The organism is Streptomyces sp. NPDC092369 (genome assembly GCF_044755245.1).
In the GTDB taxonomy this organism is placed as follows: Bacteria; Actinomycetota; Actinomycetes; order Streptomycetales; family Streptomycetaceae; genus Streptomyces.
The window spans coordinates 27,722-45,280 of the sequence record NZ_JBIVQP010000013.1 but is presented as its reverse complement, the minus strand read 5'-3'; the positions used below and the strand labels follow the sequence as shown (position 1 = coordinate 45,280).

General features: G+C 69.2%; 9 protein-coding genes, 1 tRNA gene and 1 rRNA gene. 10 read left to right on the top strand and 1 reads right to left on the bottom strand.

Translation table 11 applies throughout. The annotated features are described in order from the left end of the window. The 3 genes from rrf to ACIQI8_RS44865 all read left to right on the top strand — a co-directional run. Positions 1-91 (top strand): 5S ribosomal RNA (rrf, locus tag ACIQI8_RS44875); the annotation flags it as partial. 114 nt (positions 92-205) lie between these two features. Continuing rightward, complete coding sequence (locus ACIQI8_RS44870) at positions 206-868, top strand: DegT/DnrJ/EryC1/StrS family aminotransferase (RefSeq protein ID WP_402365012.1); 663 nt, start codon at positions 206-208, stop codon at positions 866-868. 95 nt (positions 869-963) lie between these two features. After that, positions 964-1,039, top strand: a tRNA-Thr gene (locus tag ACIQI8_RS44865). Positions 1,040-1,089: 50 nt separating this feature from the next. Here ACIQI8_RS44865 and ACIQI8_RS44860 read toward each other — a convergent pair. Then, positions 1,090-3,843 carry a SpoIIE family protein phosphatase gene (locus ACIQI8_RS44860; RefSeq protein ID WP_402365006.1) on the bottom strand — a complete coding sequence of 918 codons (2,754 nt, stop codon included), beginning with the start codon at positions 3,841-3,843 and terminating at the stop codon, positions 1,090-1,092. Positions 3,844-4,221: 378 nt separating this feature from the next. Between ACIQI8_RS44860 and ACIQI8_RS44855 the strand changes: the two genes are divergently transcribed. From ACIQI8_RS44855 to ACIQI8_RS44825, 7 genes are all read left to right on the top strand, one after another. Next, on the top strand, positions 4,222-9,678 hold the full coding sequence (locus ACIQI8_RS44855; RefSeq protein ID WP_402365003.1) for a HAMP domain-containing protein: 5,457 nt from the start codon (positions 4,222-4,224) through the stop codon (positions 9,676-9,678). 244 nt (positions 9,679-9,922) lie between these two features. After that, positions 9,923-10,606 carry a two-component system response regulator gene (locus tag ACIQI8_RS44850; RefSeq protein WP_402365000.1) on the top strand — a complete coding sequence of 228 codons (684 nt, stop codon included), beginning with the start codon at positions 9,923-9,925 and terminating at the stop codon, positions 10,604-10,606. Positions 10,607-10,730: 124 nt separating this feature from the next. Continuing rightward, positions 10,731-13,439 (top strand): DNA translocase FtsK, encoded by a 2,709-nt coding sequence (locus ACIQI8_RS44845; RefSeq protein WP_402364997.1) that lies wholly within the window; start codon positions 10,731-10,733, stop codon positions 13,437-13,439. Positions 13,440-13,695: 256 nt separating this feature from the next. Next, on the top strand, positions 13,696-14,535 hold the full coding sequence (locus tag ACIQI8_RS44840; RefSeq protein WP_402364994.1) for a helix-turn-helix domain-containing protein: 840 nt from the start codon (positions 13,696-13,698) through the stop codon (positions 14,533-14,535). Between the two features lie 110 nt (positions 14,536-14,645). Continuing rightward, positions 14,646-16,133 (top strand): 30S ribosomal protein S12 methylthiotransferase RimO, encoded by a 1,488-nt coding sequence (gene rimO / locus ACIQI8_RS44835; protein WP_402364991.1) that lies wholly within the window; start codon positions 14,646-14,648, stop codon positions 16,131-16,133. Beyond that, positions 16,130-17,005 carry a CDP-diacylglycerol--glycerol-3-phosphate 3-phosphatidyltransferase gene (pgsA, locus tag ACIQI8_RS44830; protein WP_402364988.1) on the top strand — a complete coding sequence of 292 codons (876 nt, stop codon included), beginning with the start codon at positions 16,130-16,132 and terminating at the stop codon, positions 17,003-17,005. Before rimO ends, pgsA begins: the two co-directional genes overlap by 4 nt. Further along, positions 17,002-17,547 carry a CinA family protein gene (locus ACIQI8_RS44825; RefSeq protein ID WP_402364985.1) on the top strand — a complete coding sequence of 182 codons (546 nt, stop codon included), beginning with the start codon at positions 17,002-17,004 and terminating at the stop codon, positions 17,545-17,547. The genes pgsA and ACIQI8_RS44825 overlap by 4 nt, the downstream gene beginning before the upstream one ends. Positions 17,548-17,559 lie beyond the last annotated feature (12 nt).

Here is a 17,559-nt window from a genome sequence, read left to right as displayed (position 1 = left end):
GCCCGGTTACATTCCGAACCCGGAAGCTAAGCCTTACAGCGCCGATGGTACTGCAGGGGGGACCCTGTGGGAGAGTAGGACACCGCCGAACAATTATTCAAAGGGTTGGACCCGGAACTTTGGTTCCGGGTCCAACCCTTTTTTGTTGTGCGTTACTTGAAGTTCACGTTGCGCAACAACCATCCGATCCATGGGTACTGCTGCAATGCTCAGGGCCGCCGGCGTCGGACTCGGTGACGAGGTCGTGGTGCCGGCCTTCGGGAACGTCGAGGTCGCCGAGGCCGTTGCGATGGCCGGAGCGCTGCCGGTGTTCGCCGACATACATCCGGTGACGTACTGCCTCGACGCGTCCGCTGTGGAGGCGGCCGTCACCTCGCGTACGGCGGCGATCGTCGTCGTACACCGCTTCGGCAGGCCGGCCGACATCGCGCGGTTGCACGCTGTCGGGCAGCGGCACGGGTTGTTGGTGCTGGAGCAGGGGGAGTCCGAGGTGCCGTACGACGAGATCGCTCAGCGGCGGGAGCGGGCCTCCTATCTCGATGCGAAGCTGCGGGGGGTGCGCACGCCTGATGGTGGGGACGGGCACACCTATCAGCAGTACGTCGTGCGGGTGCCGGGGAACGGGCGGCCGGATCGGGACGCCTTCGCTCGGGCCGTGCGGGGCAGGGGAGTTGAGTGCCGGGTGCCGGTGAAGACGCCTGTGCACCGGCTGCCGGAGTTCCGGCGGTGTGTGGCTTTGCCGGAGACCGAGCGGGCCGCTGACGAGACGCTCGCGCTGCCGGTGGACGCTTCGTTGACGAAGCGGGAGATGCAGCGGATCGTGTCCGCGTGCAATGCGCTCGGGGGACTGTTGCAGCCCGCTTTCTGACCTAGTCGGGGGCGGACGGCGGCGGTTGGGCCCACGGGTCTGTTCGGGGTATGATCTGTTTCGTCGCCGCGAGGGAAACCTCGAAAAGGTGACAGGCCCTCTTAGCTCAGTCGGTAGAGCGTCTCCATGGTAAGGAGAAGGTCAACGGTTCGATTCCGTTAGAGGGCTCCAATTCGCAGAAGGCCCCGCCCAATTGGGCGGGGCCTTCCGCGTGTCCGGTGTCAGTCCTTCTGGAGGCCCGGGACGCGCATCGCGAGGATCGCCATGTCGTCGGAGGGAGCGTCCGACGCGAAGCGTTCCACCGCTCGCATGATGCGGGCGGCGACCGCGCCGGCCGTGAGGCCCGTACAGGTCGTGAGGACGTCGGTGAGGCCGTCGTCGCCCAACATGCGCGTGCCTTCGCGGCGTTCGGTGACGCCGTCCGTGACACAGAGGAGGACGTCGCCCGGGTCGAGGGTGACCGTCTCCTCGTAGAGCTCCAGGTCTTCCATGACACCGAGGAGCGGCTGGGGTTCGGCGGCCGGTTCGACCGTGCCGTCCTGGCGCAGGCGGAGTGGGAGGGGATGGCCGGCGCAGACCACCTTCAGTTCCGCGCTGCCGTCCTCCTGGGGTCGCAACTCGCCGTAGAGGAGCGTCAGGAAGCGGCTGCGGGCGCCCTCGTCGAGGATGGCGGAGTTGAGGCGCTCCAGGACCGCCGGGCCGCCGAAGCCCTCCCTGGCGAGGAGGCGGAGGGCGTGGCGGGCCAGGCCGGTGACCGCGGCCGCCTCCGGGCCCGTACCGCAGACGTCGCCGATGGCGAAGCCGTAGACGCCCTCGCTGATCGGGAAGAGGTCGTAGAAGTCGCCGCCGACCTCGTTGCCCTCGCCCGCCGCGCGGTAGATGACCTCGACCTCGACACCGCCGATCTCGGGCAACTCGGGCGGCAGGAGGCTGCGTTGGAGGGACTGGCTGATGGCCGTGCGCTCGGAGTAGAGACGCGCGTTGTCGAGGGCGAGGGCGGCCCGGCGGCTCAAGTCCTCGGCCAGTTCCAGGATTTCCTGGCGGAAGTGTTCGTCGGTGGGCTTGCCGAGGGTCAGCATGCCGATGACGCGGTTGCGGGCCACGAGCGGGAGGACGACCGTCTCGCCGCCGACCGCGGAGGCCGTCGCCAGGGTCGGGCCGATGCCCGAGGCGACCTGGCGGTTGGGGCCGCCCGTGAGGCCGAGGCTGCGCATGGAGCTGCGCAGGGCGGCCTGGTGGGCGACCTCTCCGGGCTTCGACCAGACGCGTGCACCCGGAGTCGGTACCGGGTCGGGCGGGGGGATCTTGGACAGCAACGACTTGATGCCGTCGATGAGTTCCTCGTCCTCGTGCAGGACGTACGAGAGGTACGGCTCGGAGGCCTGGTCCGCGATCGTGTAGACGGCGCACCAGGTGGCCAGTGTCGGGACCGTCATCTGGGCCATCAGGGCGAGGGTCTGGTCGCGGTCCAGGGTGCCGGCGAGGAGGTCGGAGGCCTCGACGAGGAAGCTCAGGGAGCCGCGGCGCAGGCGTTCCAGTTCGCCGAGGCGGGCCGATTCGACGGCCAACGCGATGCGGTCGGCGGCGAATTGGAGGCGCAGGGCCTCTTCGTTGGAGTACCTGCCGGGTGATTCGGCGGCCACGCCGAGGGAGCCGGTGAGACGGCCCTCAACCTTCAGGGGGACCGTGACGACCGAGCGCATGCCGGTGCCGTTCAGGAGCGGGACCGCGCCGGGTACGGCCGTGAGGTCGTCGTGAACGGCAGGCATGCGGGCCGAGCCGTAGCGGCCGGGGCCGGCTTCGACGGGCACGCGCGCGAAGCGCTGGCGGGCGGAGGGCAGGCCGGTGGAGGCGCGGACCTCCAACTCCGTTTCGTCGTCGGTCGCCAGGAGCAGGAAGGCGGAGTCGGCGTCGAGCATGTCGCGGGCGCGTTCCACCGTGCGCTGGAGCAGGCCGTCGAGGTCGTCCGGCGCGGGGGAGCCGATGAACACCTCGAAGGGGTCGGTGCTCTGGCCGTCGGCCGAGGTGCTCGAGTCGGAGGAGGGCATCCGCAACGGGGTCTGCAGGACGGCTCGTTCGTGGTCCCGTACCAGGAGGCAGACCGTGGAAGGCTCGCCGCCCGTGTCGCGGACGCGGAGGTGGGAGGCGTAGACGGGGGTGACGCGGCCGTTGGCGCCCCTTATGCCGTAACTGCCTTCCCAGCGCGAGAGTTGGAGTGCCTCCACGATGCCGGTGCTGGTGCCCGGGGTGTGCGGCCAGGCCGCGAGGTCGGTGAGGGGCTTGCCGGTGACCTGGTCGGAGGGGTAGCCGAAGAGTTCCTCCGCGTCCTCGCTCCAGGCGGTGATGGCGCCGCCGCGGTCGATCTGGACGACGGCGACGCGGACCCGGCCGTCGGCGAGGGGGAGGAGGTCGGCGGGCAGGGACGGGCCCGCCGCACGCGTGCCGACCGCGCGCTCGGGCAGGACCAGCTGGAACCAGACCGTCTTGTGGGTGGGCGTGTACTCGACGCCCCAGCGGTTGGCGAGGGCCGCGCACAGCTGGAGTCCGCGGCCGCCCTCGCGGTCGGGGCTGCCCATGGTGGAGGGGTGGCCCTGGAGGGGGATCTCGCGTTCGGGATAGTGGTCGGCGACTTCGATGCGTACGCCTTCGTCACTGCGTAGGCACAGGACGTCGGCGGCGGTGCCGGCGTGCACCACGGCGTTGGTCACCAGTTCGCTGGTGAGGACCACGGCGTCGTCGACGATGTCGGCGAAGCCCCAGCCCTGGAGGGTGTCGCGGACGAAGGAGCGGGCGGTCGCTACCGATCGACCGACGGGCTCGAAGCTGGCGGCCGCGCGCGCGGTGATCACAGAACTCCTCAGCCGGTTGTCGACGGGCAGGGCTGCGTGGCCGACCGGCTCGTGCCGCTGATGCGGCAGGCCGCCCGTCGGCCTACGGTCCGGGGGCTGTCCCCCGGGGATCAGTCCGGTGGTCATGTGTTGCGGCCGCCCCTCCGATGCCCGCTCGTTGTCGTGCCACCGCCCAGGCCGGACGGACCGGTGCGGCTGGACAGCCGCATGCAAGGTTACTTACCTTCGCCGTCCGGGCGGATGCCGGTCTGCAGTGTTTCCGCCCAGAGGGTGTGCGGACGCTGTGCGAAGCTGCCGAACTGTTATGGCCGGGTTCAGACGGGGTGAAACACTGGGCAGGCTTCATGTGAAGGTACGGGCAGGCCGCGTGTCATATCTGTACGGCGGGCAGCAGCCCTTGGTGTGGCCTGATTACATCGGGCAGAGATAAGCAGCAGTAACTGGTACGCCGAACAGTAGTACGCGAGCACAGCAGTAACGGTCGACCCCTTCGGGAGGGACACAGTGGAGTCTGGCGCAGCGACGCGGGGCACGAAAACGCGCGCGAAAGGCGGACAGTCCCTGAAGAACCAGCGCAAACCACGCGCCGGGACGACCGAGGTGGACTCAGCCGCCCTCGATCGGTTGCTGATGGCACTCGTCTCCATGCGGGACGGGAATTTCCGCAAGCGGCTGACGGTGTCCGGCGACGGCGTGATGTCGGAGATCGCCGCCGTTTTCAATGAGGTCGCCGACCGTAATCTCCATTTGACGGGTGAATTGTCGCGTGTAAGGCGCATGGTGGGGCGTGAGGGAAAGCTCACCGAGCGGCTGGAGGCGGGCGCCGGTGAGGGCTCCTGGGCCGCCGCCGTGGACGCCTCGAACGCGCTCGTGGACGATCTCGTACGGCCCGTCTCCGAGGTCGGCCGGGTGCTGTCGGCAGTGGCGGAGGGCGATCTGTCGCCCCGCATGGAGCTGCGGACGCAGGCGCCGGACGGGACCGGGCATCCGCTGCGCGGCGAGTTCCTGAAGGTCGGCCGGACCGTCAACAACCTCGTCGACCAGCTCTCCACGTTCACCGACGAGGTCACGCGTGTGGCCAGTGAGGTGGGCACCGAGGGCAAGCTGGGCGGTCAGGCACGCGTGCGTGGCATGTCGGGTTCGTGGAAGGACCTCACGGACTCCGTCAACACGATGGCGTACCGGCTGACGGCTCAGGTGCGGGACATCGCCCTGGTGACGACGGCGGTCGCGAAGGGTGACCTGTCCCGGAAGGTCACCGTTCATGTCGCCGGCGAGATGCTGGAGCTCAAGAACACCGTCAACACGATGGTGGACCAGCTGTCGTCCTTCTCCTCCGAGGTGACGCGAGTCGCGCGCGAGGTGGGCACCGAGGGTGAGCTCGGCGGGCAGGCGCAGGTGCCGGGTGTGGCCGGTGTGTGGAAGGACCTCACCGATTCGGTGAACCTCATGGCCGGCAACCTGACGGCCCAGGTGCGCGGGATCGCCCAGGTGACGACCGCGGTCGCCAACGGTGACCTGTCACAGAAGGTGACCGTGTCGGCGCGCGGTGAGATCGCGCAGCTCGCGGACACCATCAACCAGATGACCGAGACGCTGCGGATCTTCGCGGACGAGGTCACGCGCGTGGCCAACGAGGTCGGTGCCGCGGGGCAGCTGGGCGGGCAGGCGAACGTGCCGGGCGCGGCCGGCACCTGGAAGGACCTGACGGACTCCGTCAACACGGTCTTCCGCAACCTCACCACGCAGGTGCGGGACATCGCCGCGGTGACGACGGCGGTGGCCAGCGGTGACCTGTCGCAGAAGGTCACGGTCGACGTGGCCGGCGAGATGCTGGAGCTGAAGAACACCGTCAACGGGATGGTGGACCAGCTGTCGTCCTTCGGTTCCGAGGTCACGCGCGTGGCGCGCGAGGTCGGTGTCGAGGGTGAACTGGGCGGGCAGGCGCAGGTGCCGGGCGCGGCCGGTACGTGGAAGGACCTGACGGACTCGGTCAACACCGCGTTCCGCAACCTCACCGGGCAGGTGCGCAACATCGCCCAGGTGACGACGGCGGTGGCCAACGGCGATCTGTCGCAGAAGGTCACCGTGGACGTCTCCGGCGAGATGCTCCAGCTGAAGAACACCGTGAACACGATGGTGGACCAGTTGTCGTCCTTCGCCGACCAGGTGACGCGGATGGCCCGGGACGTGGGCACGGAGGGCCGCCTGGGCGGTCAGGCGGTCGTGCCGGGGGTCGCGGGTACGTGGAAGGAGCTCACCGACTCCGTCAACGGCATGGCGGGCAACCTCACCGCTCAGGTGCGCAACATCGCCCAGGTGACCACCGCGGTCGCGCAGGGCGATCTGTCGCAGAAGATCACCGTGGACGCGCGCGGGGAGATCCTGGAGCTCAAGAACACCGTCAACACGATGGTCGACCAGCTCTCCGGGTTCGCCGAGCAGGTGACCCGGGTGGCCCGCGAGGTGGGCACCGAGGGCCGCCTCGGCGGGCAGGCGCAGGTGCCGGGTGTGGCCGGTGTGTGGCGGGACCTCACCGACTCCGTGAACGGCATGGCCGGGAACCTCACCGCCCAGGTGCGCAACATCGCCCAGGTCGCCACCGCGGTCGCCCGGGGTGACCTGTCGCAGAAGATCACCGTGGACGCGCGCGGAGAGATCCAGGAGCTGAAGAACACCCTGAACACGATGGTCGACCAGCTGTCGTCGTTCGCGGAGGAGGTCACCCGCGTCGCGCGCGAGGTGGGCACCGAGGGGCAGCTGGGCGGTCAGGCCGAGGTGCAGGGGGTCTCCGGCACCTGGAAGGACCTCACCCAGTCCGTGAACTTCATGGCGAACAACCTGACCATCCAGGTCCGCAACATCGCCGAGGTCACCACCGCGGTCGCCAAGGGCGACCTGTCGAAGAAGGTCACCGTCGACGCGAAGGGCGAGATCCTCGAACTCGTCACCACCGTCAACACGATGGTCGACCAGCTGTCGTCCTTCGCCGAGCAGGTGACCCGGGTGGCGCGCGAGGTGGGCACCGAGGGCATCCTGGGCGGCCAGGCGCACGTGCCCGGCATCACGGGCATCTGGAAGGACCTCAGCGGCAACGTCAACCTGATGGCCAAGAACCTGACCGTGCAGGTGCGCAACATCTCCCAGGTCGCGGCGGCCGTCGCCAACGGCGACCTGACCCGGACGGTGACGATCGAGGCGCGCGGCGAGGTCGCGCAGCTCGCCGACACCATCAACACCATGGTGAAGACGCTGAGTTCGTTCGCCGAACAGGTCACCAAGGTGGCCCGCGAGGTGGGTACGGACGGCATCCTGGGCGGGCAGGCGCGGGTGCCCGGCGTGGCCGGCACGTGGAAAGACCTCACCGAGTCGGTGAACCAGATGGCGTCCAACCTGACCGGTCAGGTGCGCAACATCGCCATGGTCACCACCGCCATCGCCAAGGGCGATCTCACCAAGAAGATCGACATCGACGCGCGGGGGGAGATCCTCGAACTCAAGACGACCATCAACACGATGGTCGACCAGCTGTCCTCCTTCGCGGAGGAGGTCACCCGAGTCGCCCGCGAGGTGGGCACCGAGGGGCAGCTGGGTGGTCAGGCGCGCGTGCGTGACGTCGACGGCACCTGGCGCGACCTCACCGAGTCGGTGAACGAGATGGCCGGGAACCTGACCCGGCAGGTGCGTGCCATCGCGCGCGTGGCGACCGCGGTGACCCGCGGCGACCTGAACCTGAAGATCGACGTGGACGCGTCCGGCGAGATCCAGGAACTCCAGGACTACATCAACAAGATGATCGCCAACCTGCGCGACACCACCATCGCCAACAAGGAGCAGGACTGGCTCAAGGGCAACCTCGCCCGTATCTCCGCGCTGATGCAGGGCCGCCGGGACATGCAGGACGTGGCCTCGCTGATCATGAGCGAGCTGACGCCGGTGGTCTCCGCCCAGCACGGCGCGTTCTTCGTCGCGATGCCCCTGGCGGACGCGGAGGGCGAGGAGGCGTACGAACTGCGCATGCTCGGGTCGTACGGCTACTCCATGGGCTCCATGCCGACGTCGTTCAGGCCGGGTGAGGCGCTGATCGGGACGGCCGCGCAGGAGAAGCGCACGATTCTCGTGGAGAACGCGCCCAGCGGCTATCTGAAGATCTCGTCGGGGCTCGGTGAGGCGCCGCCGGCGCAGGTGATCGTCCTTCCGGTGCTGTTCGAGGGTCAGGTGCTCGGCGTCATCGAGCTGGCCTCCTTCACGCCCTTCACGCAGATCCAGAAGGACTTCCTCAACCAGATCGCCGAGATGATCGCGACCAGCGTCAACACGATCTCCGTCAACACCAAGACGGAGCAGCTGCTGAAGCAGTCGCAGGAACTGACCGAGCAACTCCGGGAGCGGTCGGCCGAGTTGGAGAACCGGCAGAAGGCCCTCCAGGCGTCCAACGCCGAACTGGAGGACAAGGCCGAGCTGCTCGCCCAGCAGAACCGCGACATCGAGGTGAAGAACACCGAGATCGAGGAGGCGCGGCAGGTCCTGGAGGAGCGCGCCGAGCAGCTCGCGGTCTCCATGCGCTACAAGAGCGAGTTCCTGGCCAACATGTCGCACGAGCTGCGTACGCCGCTCAACTCGCTGCTGATCCTGGCCAAGCTGCTCGCCGACAACGCGGACGCCAACCTCACCCCGAAGCAGGTCGAGTTCGCCGAGACCATCCACGGGGCGGGATCCGACCTGCTCCAGCTGATCAACGACATCCTCGACCTGTCGAAGGTCGAGGCGGGCAAGATGGACGTCTCCCCGACGCGCATCGCCCTGGTCCAGCTCGTCGACTACGTGGAGGCGACCTTCCGGCCGCTGACCGCGGAGAAGGGCCTGGACCTGTCGGTGCGGGTCTCGCCGGAGCTGCCGGCCACGCTGCACACCGACGAGCAGCGCCTGCTCCAGGTGCTGCGCAACCTGCTGTCCAACGCGGTGAAGTTCACCGACTCGGGGGCGGTGGAGCTGGTGATCAGGCCGGCCGGGGCGGACACACCGGCGTCGATCAGGGAGCAGTTGCTGGAGGCCGGGTCGCTGCGGGACGCGGACGCCGACCTGATCGCGTTCTCCGTGACCGACACCGGGATCGGCATCGCGGCCAGCAAGATGCGGGTGATCTTCGAGGCGTTCAAGCAGGCGGACGGCACGACCAGCCGCAAGTACGGCGGTACGGGCCTGGGGTTGTCGATCTCCCGGGAGATCGCCCAGCTGCTCGGTGGCGAGATCCACGCGCAGAGCGAACCGGGCCGCGGCTCGACGTTCACGCTGTATTTGCCGCTGCACCCCAGCGAACTGCCGCCGCAGGGCTACCAGCAGCCGATGCCGGCCCTCGGGGCCAGCGATCTGGTGGCCGCGACGGACCTGGTCCAGCTCACCGAGTCGGCGATCGAGACGCCGGCCGAGGTGAAGTCGTACCAGGAGACCCAGAACGGGGCCGCCGCGCTCTTCCGGCGCCGCCGGCGGCCGGGGCTCGACACCGAGTACCGCAACGGCGCCCTGGAGCCGCGTACGGCTCTTGAGCCGAGCGCGGTGCTGCAGCCGCACCGCAACATCCGCTTCGCCGGGCAGAAGGTGCTGATCGTCGACGACGACATCCGCAACGTGTTTGCGTTGACCAGCGTGTTGGAGCAGCACGGTCTCTCGGTGCTGTACGCGGAGAACGGGCGCGAGGGCATCGAGGTGCTGGAGCAGCACGACGACGTGGCGGTTGTCCTGATGGACATCATGATGCCGGAGATGGACGGGTACGCGACGACGAACGCCATCCGGCGGATGCCGCAGTTCGCGGGCCTGCCGATCATCGCGCTGACCGCGAAGGCGATGAAGGGCGACCGCGAGAAGGCCATCGAGTCGGGCGCCTCGGACTACGTCACCAAGCCCGTCGATCCCGATCATCTGCTGGCTGTGATGGATCAGTGGATGCGAGGGGAGTGAGGGGAACCTTTGATGTTCACACGGAGTTGCTGACTGAGTGTGCCCGGAGCGGTGTAGAAGTACGGGAAGCGGGGAACCTTCTGGTCTCTCGCTGCGTTTCTGCTACGTGCACAGTGACATCGCGGTGACAGGGTGTGGCGACAGGCGGGGTGCGGCTACGATGACCGGCACAAGGACGGGCGGCGAAAGGGAGTCGTCCCCAGGGGCGGCGCCCGGTGCACATCCGGGGCGAGGAGGGCGGGCCATGGTGCAGAAGGCCAAGATCCTCCTGGTCGATGACCGGCCGGAGAATCTGCTGGCGCTGGAGGCCATCCTCTCCGCGCTCGATCAGACACTGGTGCGGGCATCGTCCGGGGAGGAAGCACTCAAGGCACTGCTCACGGACGACTTCGCGGTCATTCTGCTGGACGTGCAGATGCCGGGTATGGACGGTTTCGAGACGGCCGCGCACATCAAGCGGCGGGAGCGGACCCGGGACATCCCGATCATCTTCCTCACCGCGATCAACCATGGGCCGCACCACACCTTCCGCGGGTACGCGGCAGGCGCGGTCGACTACATCTCCAAGCCGTTCGACCCGTGGGTGCTGCGTGCGAAGGTCTCGGTCTTCGTCGAGCTGTACATGAAGAACTGCCAACTGCGGGAGCAAGCGGCGCTGCTGCGGCTCCAGTTGGAGGGTGGCGGCGGCAAGGCCGCGGTCGGCGAGGCCAAGGAACCGGCCTCTCTGCTCGCCGAGCTGTCGGCGCGGCTCGCGGCGGTCGAGGAGCAGGCCGAGGCGCTGTCCAAGCAGCTCGACGACGAGTCGGCGGACGCGGCGGCGGTGGCCACGGCGGCCCATCTCGAACGCAAACTCACCGGTCTGCGGCGGGCGCTGGACGCCCTGGAGCCGGGCGCCGGGAACACGTCGACGGTGCCCTCGCAGAACTGAGGCCCGCGCGCGGGACAGTTGCCGATGAGGACGCGTCAGTTCCGCGTATCCCCAAGGGCGACACGAACGGGTGAAGCAGTGGGCACACGTGTCCCTTGTCGTCTCCACCGGTAACCTCACACCTATGGCCTCACGTCCCTCCGCTGCCAAGAAGCAGCCCGCGAAGAAGGCGGCGGCTCCGGCGAAGAAGGCCGCTGCGAAGAAGCCCCCGGCGAAGAAGGCGCCCGCCCGGAAGGCGGCGGCCAAGAAAGCCGCGCCCCCGAGGCCCGCGCCGAGCCCGACCGGAGGCATCTACAGGCTCGTACGCGCCGTCTGGCTGGGCCTGGCGCACTCCGTGGGCGCGGTGTTCCGCGGCATAGGGAACGGCGCGAAGAACCTCGACCCGGCGCACCGCAAGGACGGGGTCGCGCTGCTGCTGCTCGGCATCGCGCTGATCGTCGCCGCGGGCACCTGGGCGGATCTGCGCGGACCGGTCGGCGACCTCGTCGAGATCCTGGTGACCGGCGCCTTCGGGCGTCTCGACTTGCTGGTGCCGATACTGCTCGCGGTCATCGCCGTGCGGTTCATCCGGCACCCCGAGAAGCCCGAGGCCAACGGCCGCATCGTGATCGGTCTGTCCGCGCTCGTCATCGGCGTGCTGGGCCAGGTCCACATCGCGTGCGGCGCGCCCGCCCGCAGCGACGGCATGCAGGCCATAAGGGACGCCGGCGGTCTCATCGGCTGGGGCGCGGCGACCCCGCTGACGTACACCATGGGCGAGGTGCTGGCCGTACCGCTGCTCGTGCTGCTGACGGTCTTCGGGCTGCTCGTGGTGACGGCCACCCCGGTCAACGCCATCCCGCAGCGGCTGCGGCTGCTCGGTGTGAAGCTCGGTGTCGTGCACGCGCAGGAGCTCGAAGAGGACGAGTTCGCCGAGGACGACGAGCAGCGCTACGACGAGCAGTGGCGCGAGGCGCTGCCGGCACGCGCGCGCAAGCGCGGTTCGAGCCCGGAGGCGTACGACCCCGACAGCGCGGAGCAGGAGGCCCTCACCAAGCGCCGTGGCCGCCCCAGGCGCTCCGCCGTGCAGCAGCCCGACATGAACCGGCCCATGGACGCCGTGGACGTCGCCGCGGCCGCCGCCGCCGCGCTCGACGGGGCGGTGATGCACGGGATGCCGCCCTCGCCGATCGTCGCCGACCTCACTCAGGGCGTGCGCGTGGGCGACCGCGAGGAGACGACGCCGACGCCGACGCCGACGCCGGTGCCGGCCGCGCGGCCCAAGCAGGAGAAGTTGAAGGTCGAGGTCGCCGACCTCACCAAGCCCGCGCCCGAGGCCCCGGGCGACCTGCCGCCACGCGCCGAGCAGCTGCAGCTCTCCGGCGACATCACGTACTCCCTGCCCTCCCTCGACCTCCTCACCCGCGGTGGCCCCGGCAAGGCGCGCTCCGCCGCCAACGACGCGGTCGTCGCCTCGCTCACCAATGTCTTCGCCGAGTTCAAGGTCGACGCGGCCGTCACCGGCTTCACGCGCGGGCCGACGGTCACGCGCTACGAGGTGGAGCTCGGCCCCGCCGTGAAGGTCGAGCGGATCACCGCGCTGACCAAGAACATCGCGTACGCCGTCGCCAGCCCCGACGTCCGGATCATCTCGCCGATTCCCGGCAAGTCCGCGGTCGGCATCGAGATCCCGAACACCGACCGCGAGATGGTCAACCTCGGTGACGTGCTCCGGTTGGCGGCCGCCGCCGAGGACGACCACCCCATGCTCGTAGCACTCGGCAAGGACGTCGAGGGCGGCTATGTGATGGCCAACCTGGCGAAGATGCCGCACGTGCTGGTCGCCGGAGCCACCGGTTCCGGTAAGTCGTCCTGCATCAACTGCCTGATCACGTCGATCATGGTCCGCGCGACTCCCGAGGACGTGCGGATGGTCCTCGTCGACCCCAAGCGGGTCGAGCTGACCGCGTACGAGGGCATTCCGCACCTGATCACGCCGATCATCACCAACCCGAAGCGGGCCGCCGAGGCGCTCCAGTGGGTCGTACGCGAGATGGACCTGCGCTACGACGACCTCGCGGCGTTCGGCTACCGGCACATCGACGACTTCAACCAGGCCATCCGCGACGGCAAGCTCAAGACGCCCGAGGGCAGCGAGCGGGAACTCAAGACCTATCCGTACCTGCTGGTGATCGTCGACGAGCTGGCCGACCTGATGATGGTCGCCCCGCGTGACGTCGAGGACTCGATCGTGCGCATCACGCAGCTCGCGCGCGCGGCCGGCATCCACCTGGTGCTCGCCACGCAGCGGCCTTCCGTCGACGTCGTCACCGGACTGATCAAGGCGAACGTGCCCTCGCGGCTCGCCTTCGCCACCTCCTCGCTCGCCGACAGCCGCGTCATCCTGGACCAGCCCGGCGCCGAGAAGCTCATCGGCAAGGGTGACGGGCTGTATCTGCCGATGGGTCAGAACAAGCCCACGCGTATGCAGGGCGCCTTCGTGACCGAGGAGGAGGTCGCCGTCGTCGTCCAGCACTGCAAGGACCAGATGGCGCCCGTCTTCCGGGACGACGTCACCGTGGGCACCAAGCAGAAGAAGGAGATCGACGAGGAGATCGGCGACGACCTCGACCTGCTGTGCCAGGCGGCCGAGCTGGTGGTCTCCACCCAGTTCGGGTCGACGTCCATGCTCCAGCGCAAGTTGCGCGTCGGCTTCGCCAAGGCGGGGCGGCTCATGGACCTGATGGAGTCCCGGGGGATCGTCGGACCGAGCGAGGGCTCCAAGGCGCGTGACGTTCTTGTGAAGGGTGACGAACTGGATGGTGTGCTCGCGGTGATCCGCGGGGAGGCGTAAGGGGAGTCCGGTACGGGATCCGGGCCGGGTGCGGTCACCGATGTTCGATCGTGATCCACCCGTAAGGGATCATTGAGCAACCGTTTCCCTTCGGCGTACGTCAAGTTGAGGGAAGCGACAGGCAGTACCCCCACCATCGGCGTGTCCGGCCATACCGATGGGCTACAAAGTCCCACCGCCCGGTTGCCCCGCCCTTTGGTACCCCCCCTAGACTGAATCTCCAGCACAGGTGGCTTAACGCTCGAAAGGCGCCCCCGTGTCCATCGGCAACTCTCCTGAAGACGAGCGTCCGTTCGAAGACGATCGCGAGGAAGCCCGCCCCTCCATCGGCCGCGCCCTTCAGCAGGCGCGCATCGCGGCCGGGCTCACCGTCGACGATGTCAGCAACGCCACCCGAGTCCGCATCGCCATCGTGCACGCCATCGAGGCGGACGACTTCGCTCCCTGTGGCGGAGACGTCTACGCGCGCGGGCACATCCGGACCCTGGCCAAGGCCGTCCACCTCGATCCCGCACCGCTGCTCGAGCAGTTCAGCGAGACGCACGGCGGCGGCCGTCCGGCCCCGACGCCGGCGGCACCGCTCTTCGAGGCGGAGCGCATCCGCCCCGAGCGGCGCGGGCCCAACTGGACCGCGGCGATGGTCGCCGCGATCGTCGCCGTGATCGGCTTCGTCGGCTTCACCGCCTTCAAGGGTGGTGACGACGGTGCCAAGAACCAGGTGGCCGAGGGCGCCACGCCCACGGTCAGCAAGTCGGCCTCGCCCACACCCAAGAAGACCCCCTCCGAGAATCCCAAGAGCGACCCCTCCGACAGTGCCATCGCGGCCGCGCCCCAGGACAAGGTGACCGTCCAGGTCAGCGCCGCCGACGGACGCAGCTGGATCTCCGCCAAGGACCACAACGGCCGGCTGCTCTTCGACGGCCTGCTGGAGCAGGGCGACTCCAAGACCTTCCAGGACAGCGACAAGATCAACCTCGTCCTCGGTGACGCGGGCGCGATCCAGTTGTTCGTCAACGGCAAGAAGATCGAGGACGACTTCCAGCCGGGCGCGGTGGAGCGCCTGACGTATACGAAGGGCGATCCGCAGGTCGGCTAGAGCGGCGGTCCTGCCGTCGAGCGTGACCTGATGCGTGTTCCCGCGGGGCTGGCGATGATCGCCAGCCCCGTCGACGTGGGGTGTCAGTGGGACGAAGTAGTCTTGAGCCCATGCCTGAACGCCGTACCGTCGCACTCGTCACCCTTGGCTGCGCCCGTAACGAGGTGGACTCGGAGGAGCTCGCAGGCCGCTTGGAGGCGGACGGCTGGGACCTCGTGGAGGACGCCGCGGACGCGGACGTGGCCGTCGTCAACACGTGCGGCTTCGTCGACGCCGCCAAGAAGGACTCCGTCGACGCCCTCCTGGAGGCCAACGACCTCAAGGGGCACGGCAGAACCCAGGCCGTGGTGGCGGTGGGCTGCATGGCCGAGCGGTACGGCAAGGACCTCGCCGAGGCCCTCCCCGAGGCCGACGGCGTGCTCGGCTTCGACGACTACGCGGACATCTCCGACCGCCTGCAGACCATCCTGAACGGCGGCATCCACGCCTCCCACACCCCGCGAGACCGCCGCAAGCTGCTCCCGATCAGCCCGGCGCAGCGTCAGGAATCGGCCGCCGACGTCGCGCTGCCCGGACACGGCCCGGCCGCGCCGGTGACTCCCGCCGACCTTCCGGAGGGCCTCGCCCCGGCGTCCGGCCCGCGCGCGCCCCTGCGCCGCCGCCTGGACGGCTCCCCGGTCGCCTCGGTGAAGCTCGCCTCCGGCTGCGACCGGCGCTGCTCCTTCTGCGCCATCCCGTCCTTCCGCGGCTCCTTCATCTCCCGCCGCCCCAGCGACGTGCTCAACGAGACGCGCTGGCTGGCCGAGCAGGGCGTCAAGGAGGTCATGCTGGTCTCCGAGAACAACACGTCCTACGGCAAGGACCTGGGCGACATCCGCCTGCTGGAGTCCCTCCTGCCCGAACTCGCCGACGTCGACGGCATCGAGCGCGTGCGCGTCAGCTACCTCCAGCCGGCCGAGATGCGGCCAGGACTCATCGACGTACTGACCTCGACCCCCAAGGTCGCCCCGTACTTCGACCTCTCCTTCCAGCACTCCGCCCCCGCAGTGCTGCGCGCCATGCGCCGCTTCGGCGACACCGACCGCTTCCTGGAGCTGCTCGGCACGATCCGTTCCAAGGCCCCGCAGGCCGGTGTGCGCTCCAACTTCATCGTGGGCTTCCCCGGCGAGACCGAGGCCGACCTGGCCGAGCTGGAGCGGTTCCTGAACGGAGCGCGGCTGGACGCCATCGGCGTCTTCGGCTACTCCGACGAGGACGGCACGGAGGCCGCCGGCTACGAGAACAAGCTCCACGAGGACGTCGTCGCCGAGCGGCTGGCGCGTGTCTCGCGGCTCGCCGAGGAACTGGTCTCGCAGCGCGCCGAGGAGCGCCTGGGCGAGACCGTGCACGTGCTGGTGGAGTCCGTGGACGACGAGGGCGTGTACGGACGCGGGACGCACCAGGCACCCGAGACGGACGGCCAGGTGCTGCTCACGAGCGGCGCGGGTCTGAGTGTCGGCCGTATCGTCGAGGCCAAGGTGGTCGGTACGGAAGGTGTCGACCTGGTGGCCGAGCCGCTCGCGGGCTCGCTCGACTGTAGTGAGGAGGCGGGCAGATGACCGGAGTGCCGGCATCGGCGGCGAACGGCTCATCCGGCGCGCAGGGTGCGCCGGCGAGCGCGGCGCCCGGCGCCCTCTCCGATCCCGAGTCCGCATCCGCATCCGCGTCCGTGTCCGAGTCCGAGTCCGTCTCCCCGTCGGTTCCCGAGTCGCTGCCCGAGGCCGTGGCGTACGCCGTGTCCGAAGGCGGACCGGCGATCGCGTCCGACGCCGGGTCAGGTGTCGCGTCCGAAGCGGGCGTGAAGCCGGTGCGGGGCGGGAAGCTGGCCGCCGCGGCCGTCAACGAGGCCAGCGTCTGGAACATCGCCAACCTGCTGACCATGCTCCGGCTAGTCCTCGTCCCCGGCTTCGTCGCCCTGATGCTGGCCGACGGCGGGTACGACCCGGCCTGGCGCGCGTTCGCCTGGGCGGCCTTCGCCATCGCCATGATCACCGACCTGTTCGACGGTCACATCGCCCGGACGTACGACCTCGTCACCGACTTCGGGAAGATCGCCGACCCCATCGCCGACAAGGCGATCATGGGGGCGGCGCTGATCTGTCTGTCCTCGCTGGGCGATCTGCCCTGGTGGGTGACGATCGTCATCCTCGGCCGGGAACTCGGCATCACCCTGCTGCGTTTCCTGGTCATCCGCTACGGCGTCATCCCCGCGAGCCGGGGCGGCAAGCTCAAGACCCTCACCCAGGGCGTGGCCGTCGGGATGTACGTCCTCGCGCTGACGGGCTGGCTGGCCACCCTGCGGTTCTGGGTGATGGCCGCGGCCGTCGTCCTGACCGTGGTGACCGGGCTCGACTATGTGAGACAGGCCATTGTGCTGCGCCGGCAGGGAATCGCCGAGCGCAGGGCCGCGTTGGAGGAGGCAGAAGCGTGAGTTCTCCAGCCGCCGACGTGGTGCGACTACTGACAGTGAAGGGCTGGACCCTCGCGGTCGCCGAGTCCCTGACCGGTGGGCTGGTTGCGGCGGACATCACATCGGTCCCCGGGGCCTCCAAGGCCTTCCGCGGTTCGGTGACGGCCTACGCCACCGAGCTGAAGCACGAGCTCCTGGGTGTCGACGCCGCCCTGCTGGCACAGCGGGGGGCGGTGGATCCGCAGGTCGCGGCCCAGATGGCGGCCGGCGTGCGCAAGGCCCTCGGCGCGGACTGGGGTATCGCGACCACGGGCGTCGCGGGGCCTCAGCCGCAGGACGGCAAGCCCGTCGGGACGGTTTTCGTGGCCGTGGACGGCCCCTTCACGGTCGATTCCGGTTCCGCCGGTGGCGGAAAAGTAGAGGCCCTGCGGTTGAACGGCGACCGTGAGGAAATTCGTAGAGAGAGTGTACGGAGCGTACTCGCACTGCTTGTGGCGGAGCTCGTGAGCGAACACACCGGGAATGAGCGGGCACAGGATACGGAACAGAACGGGGGGTTTTGATGTTTGCAGCCC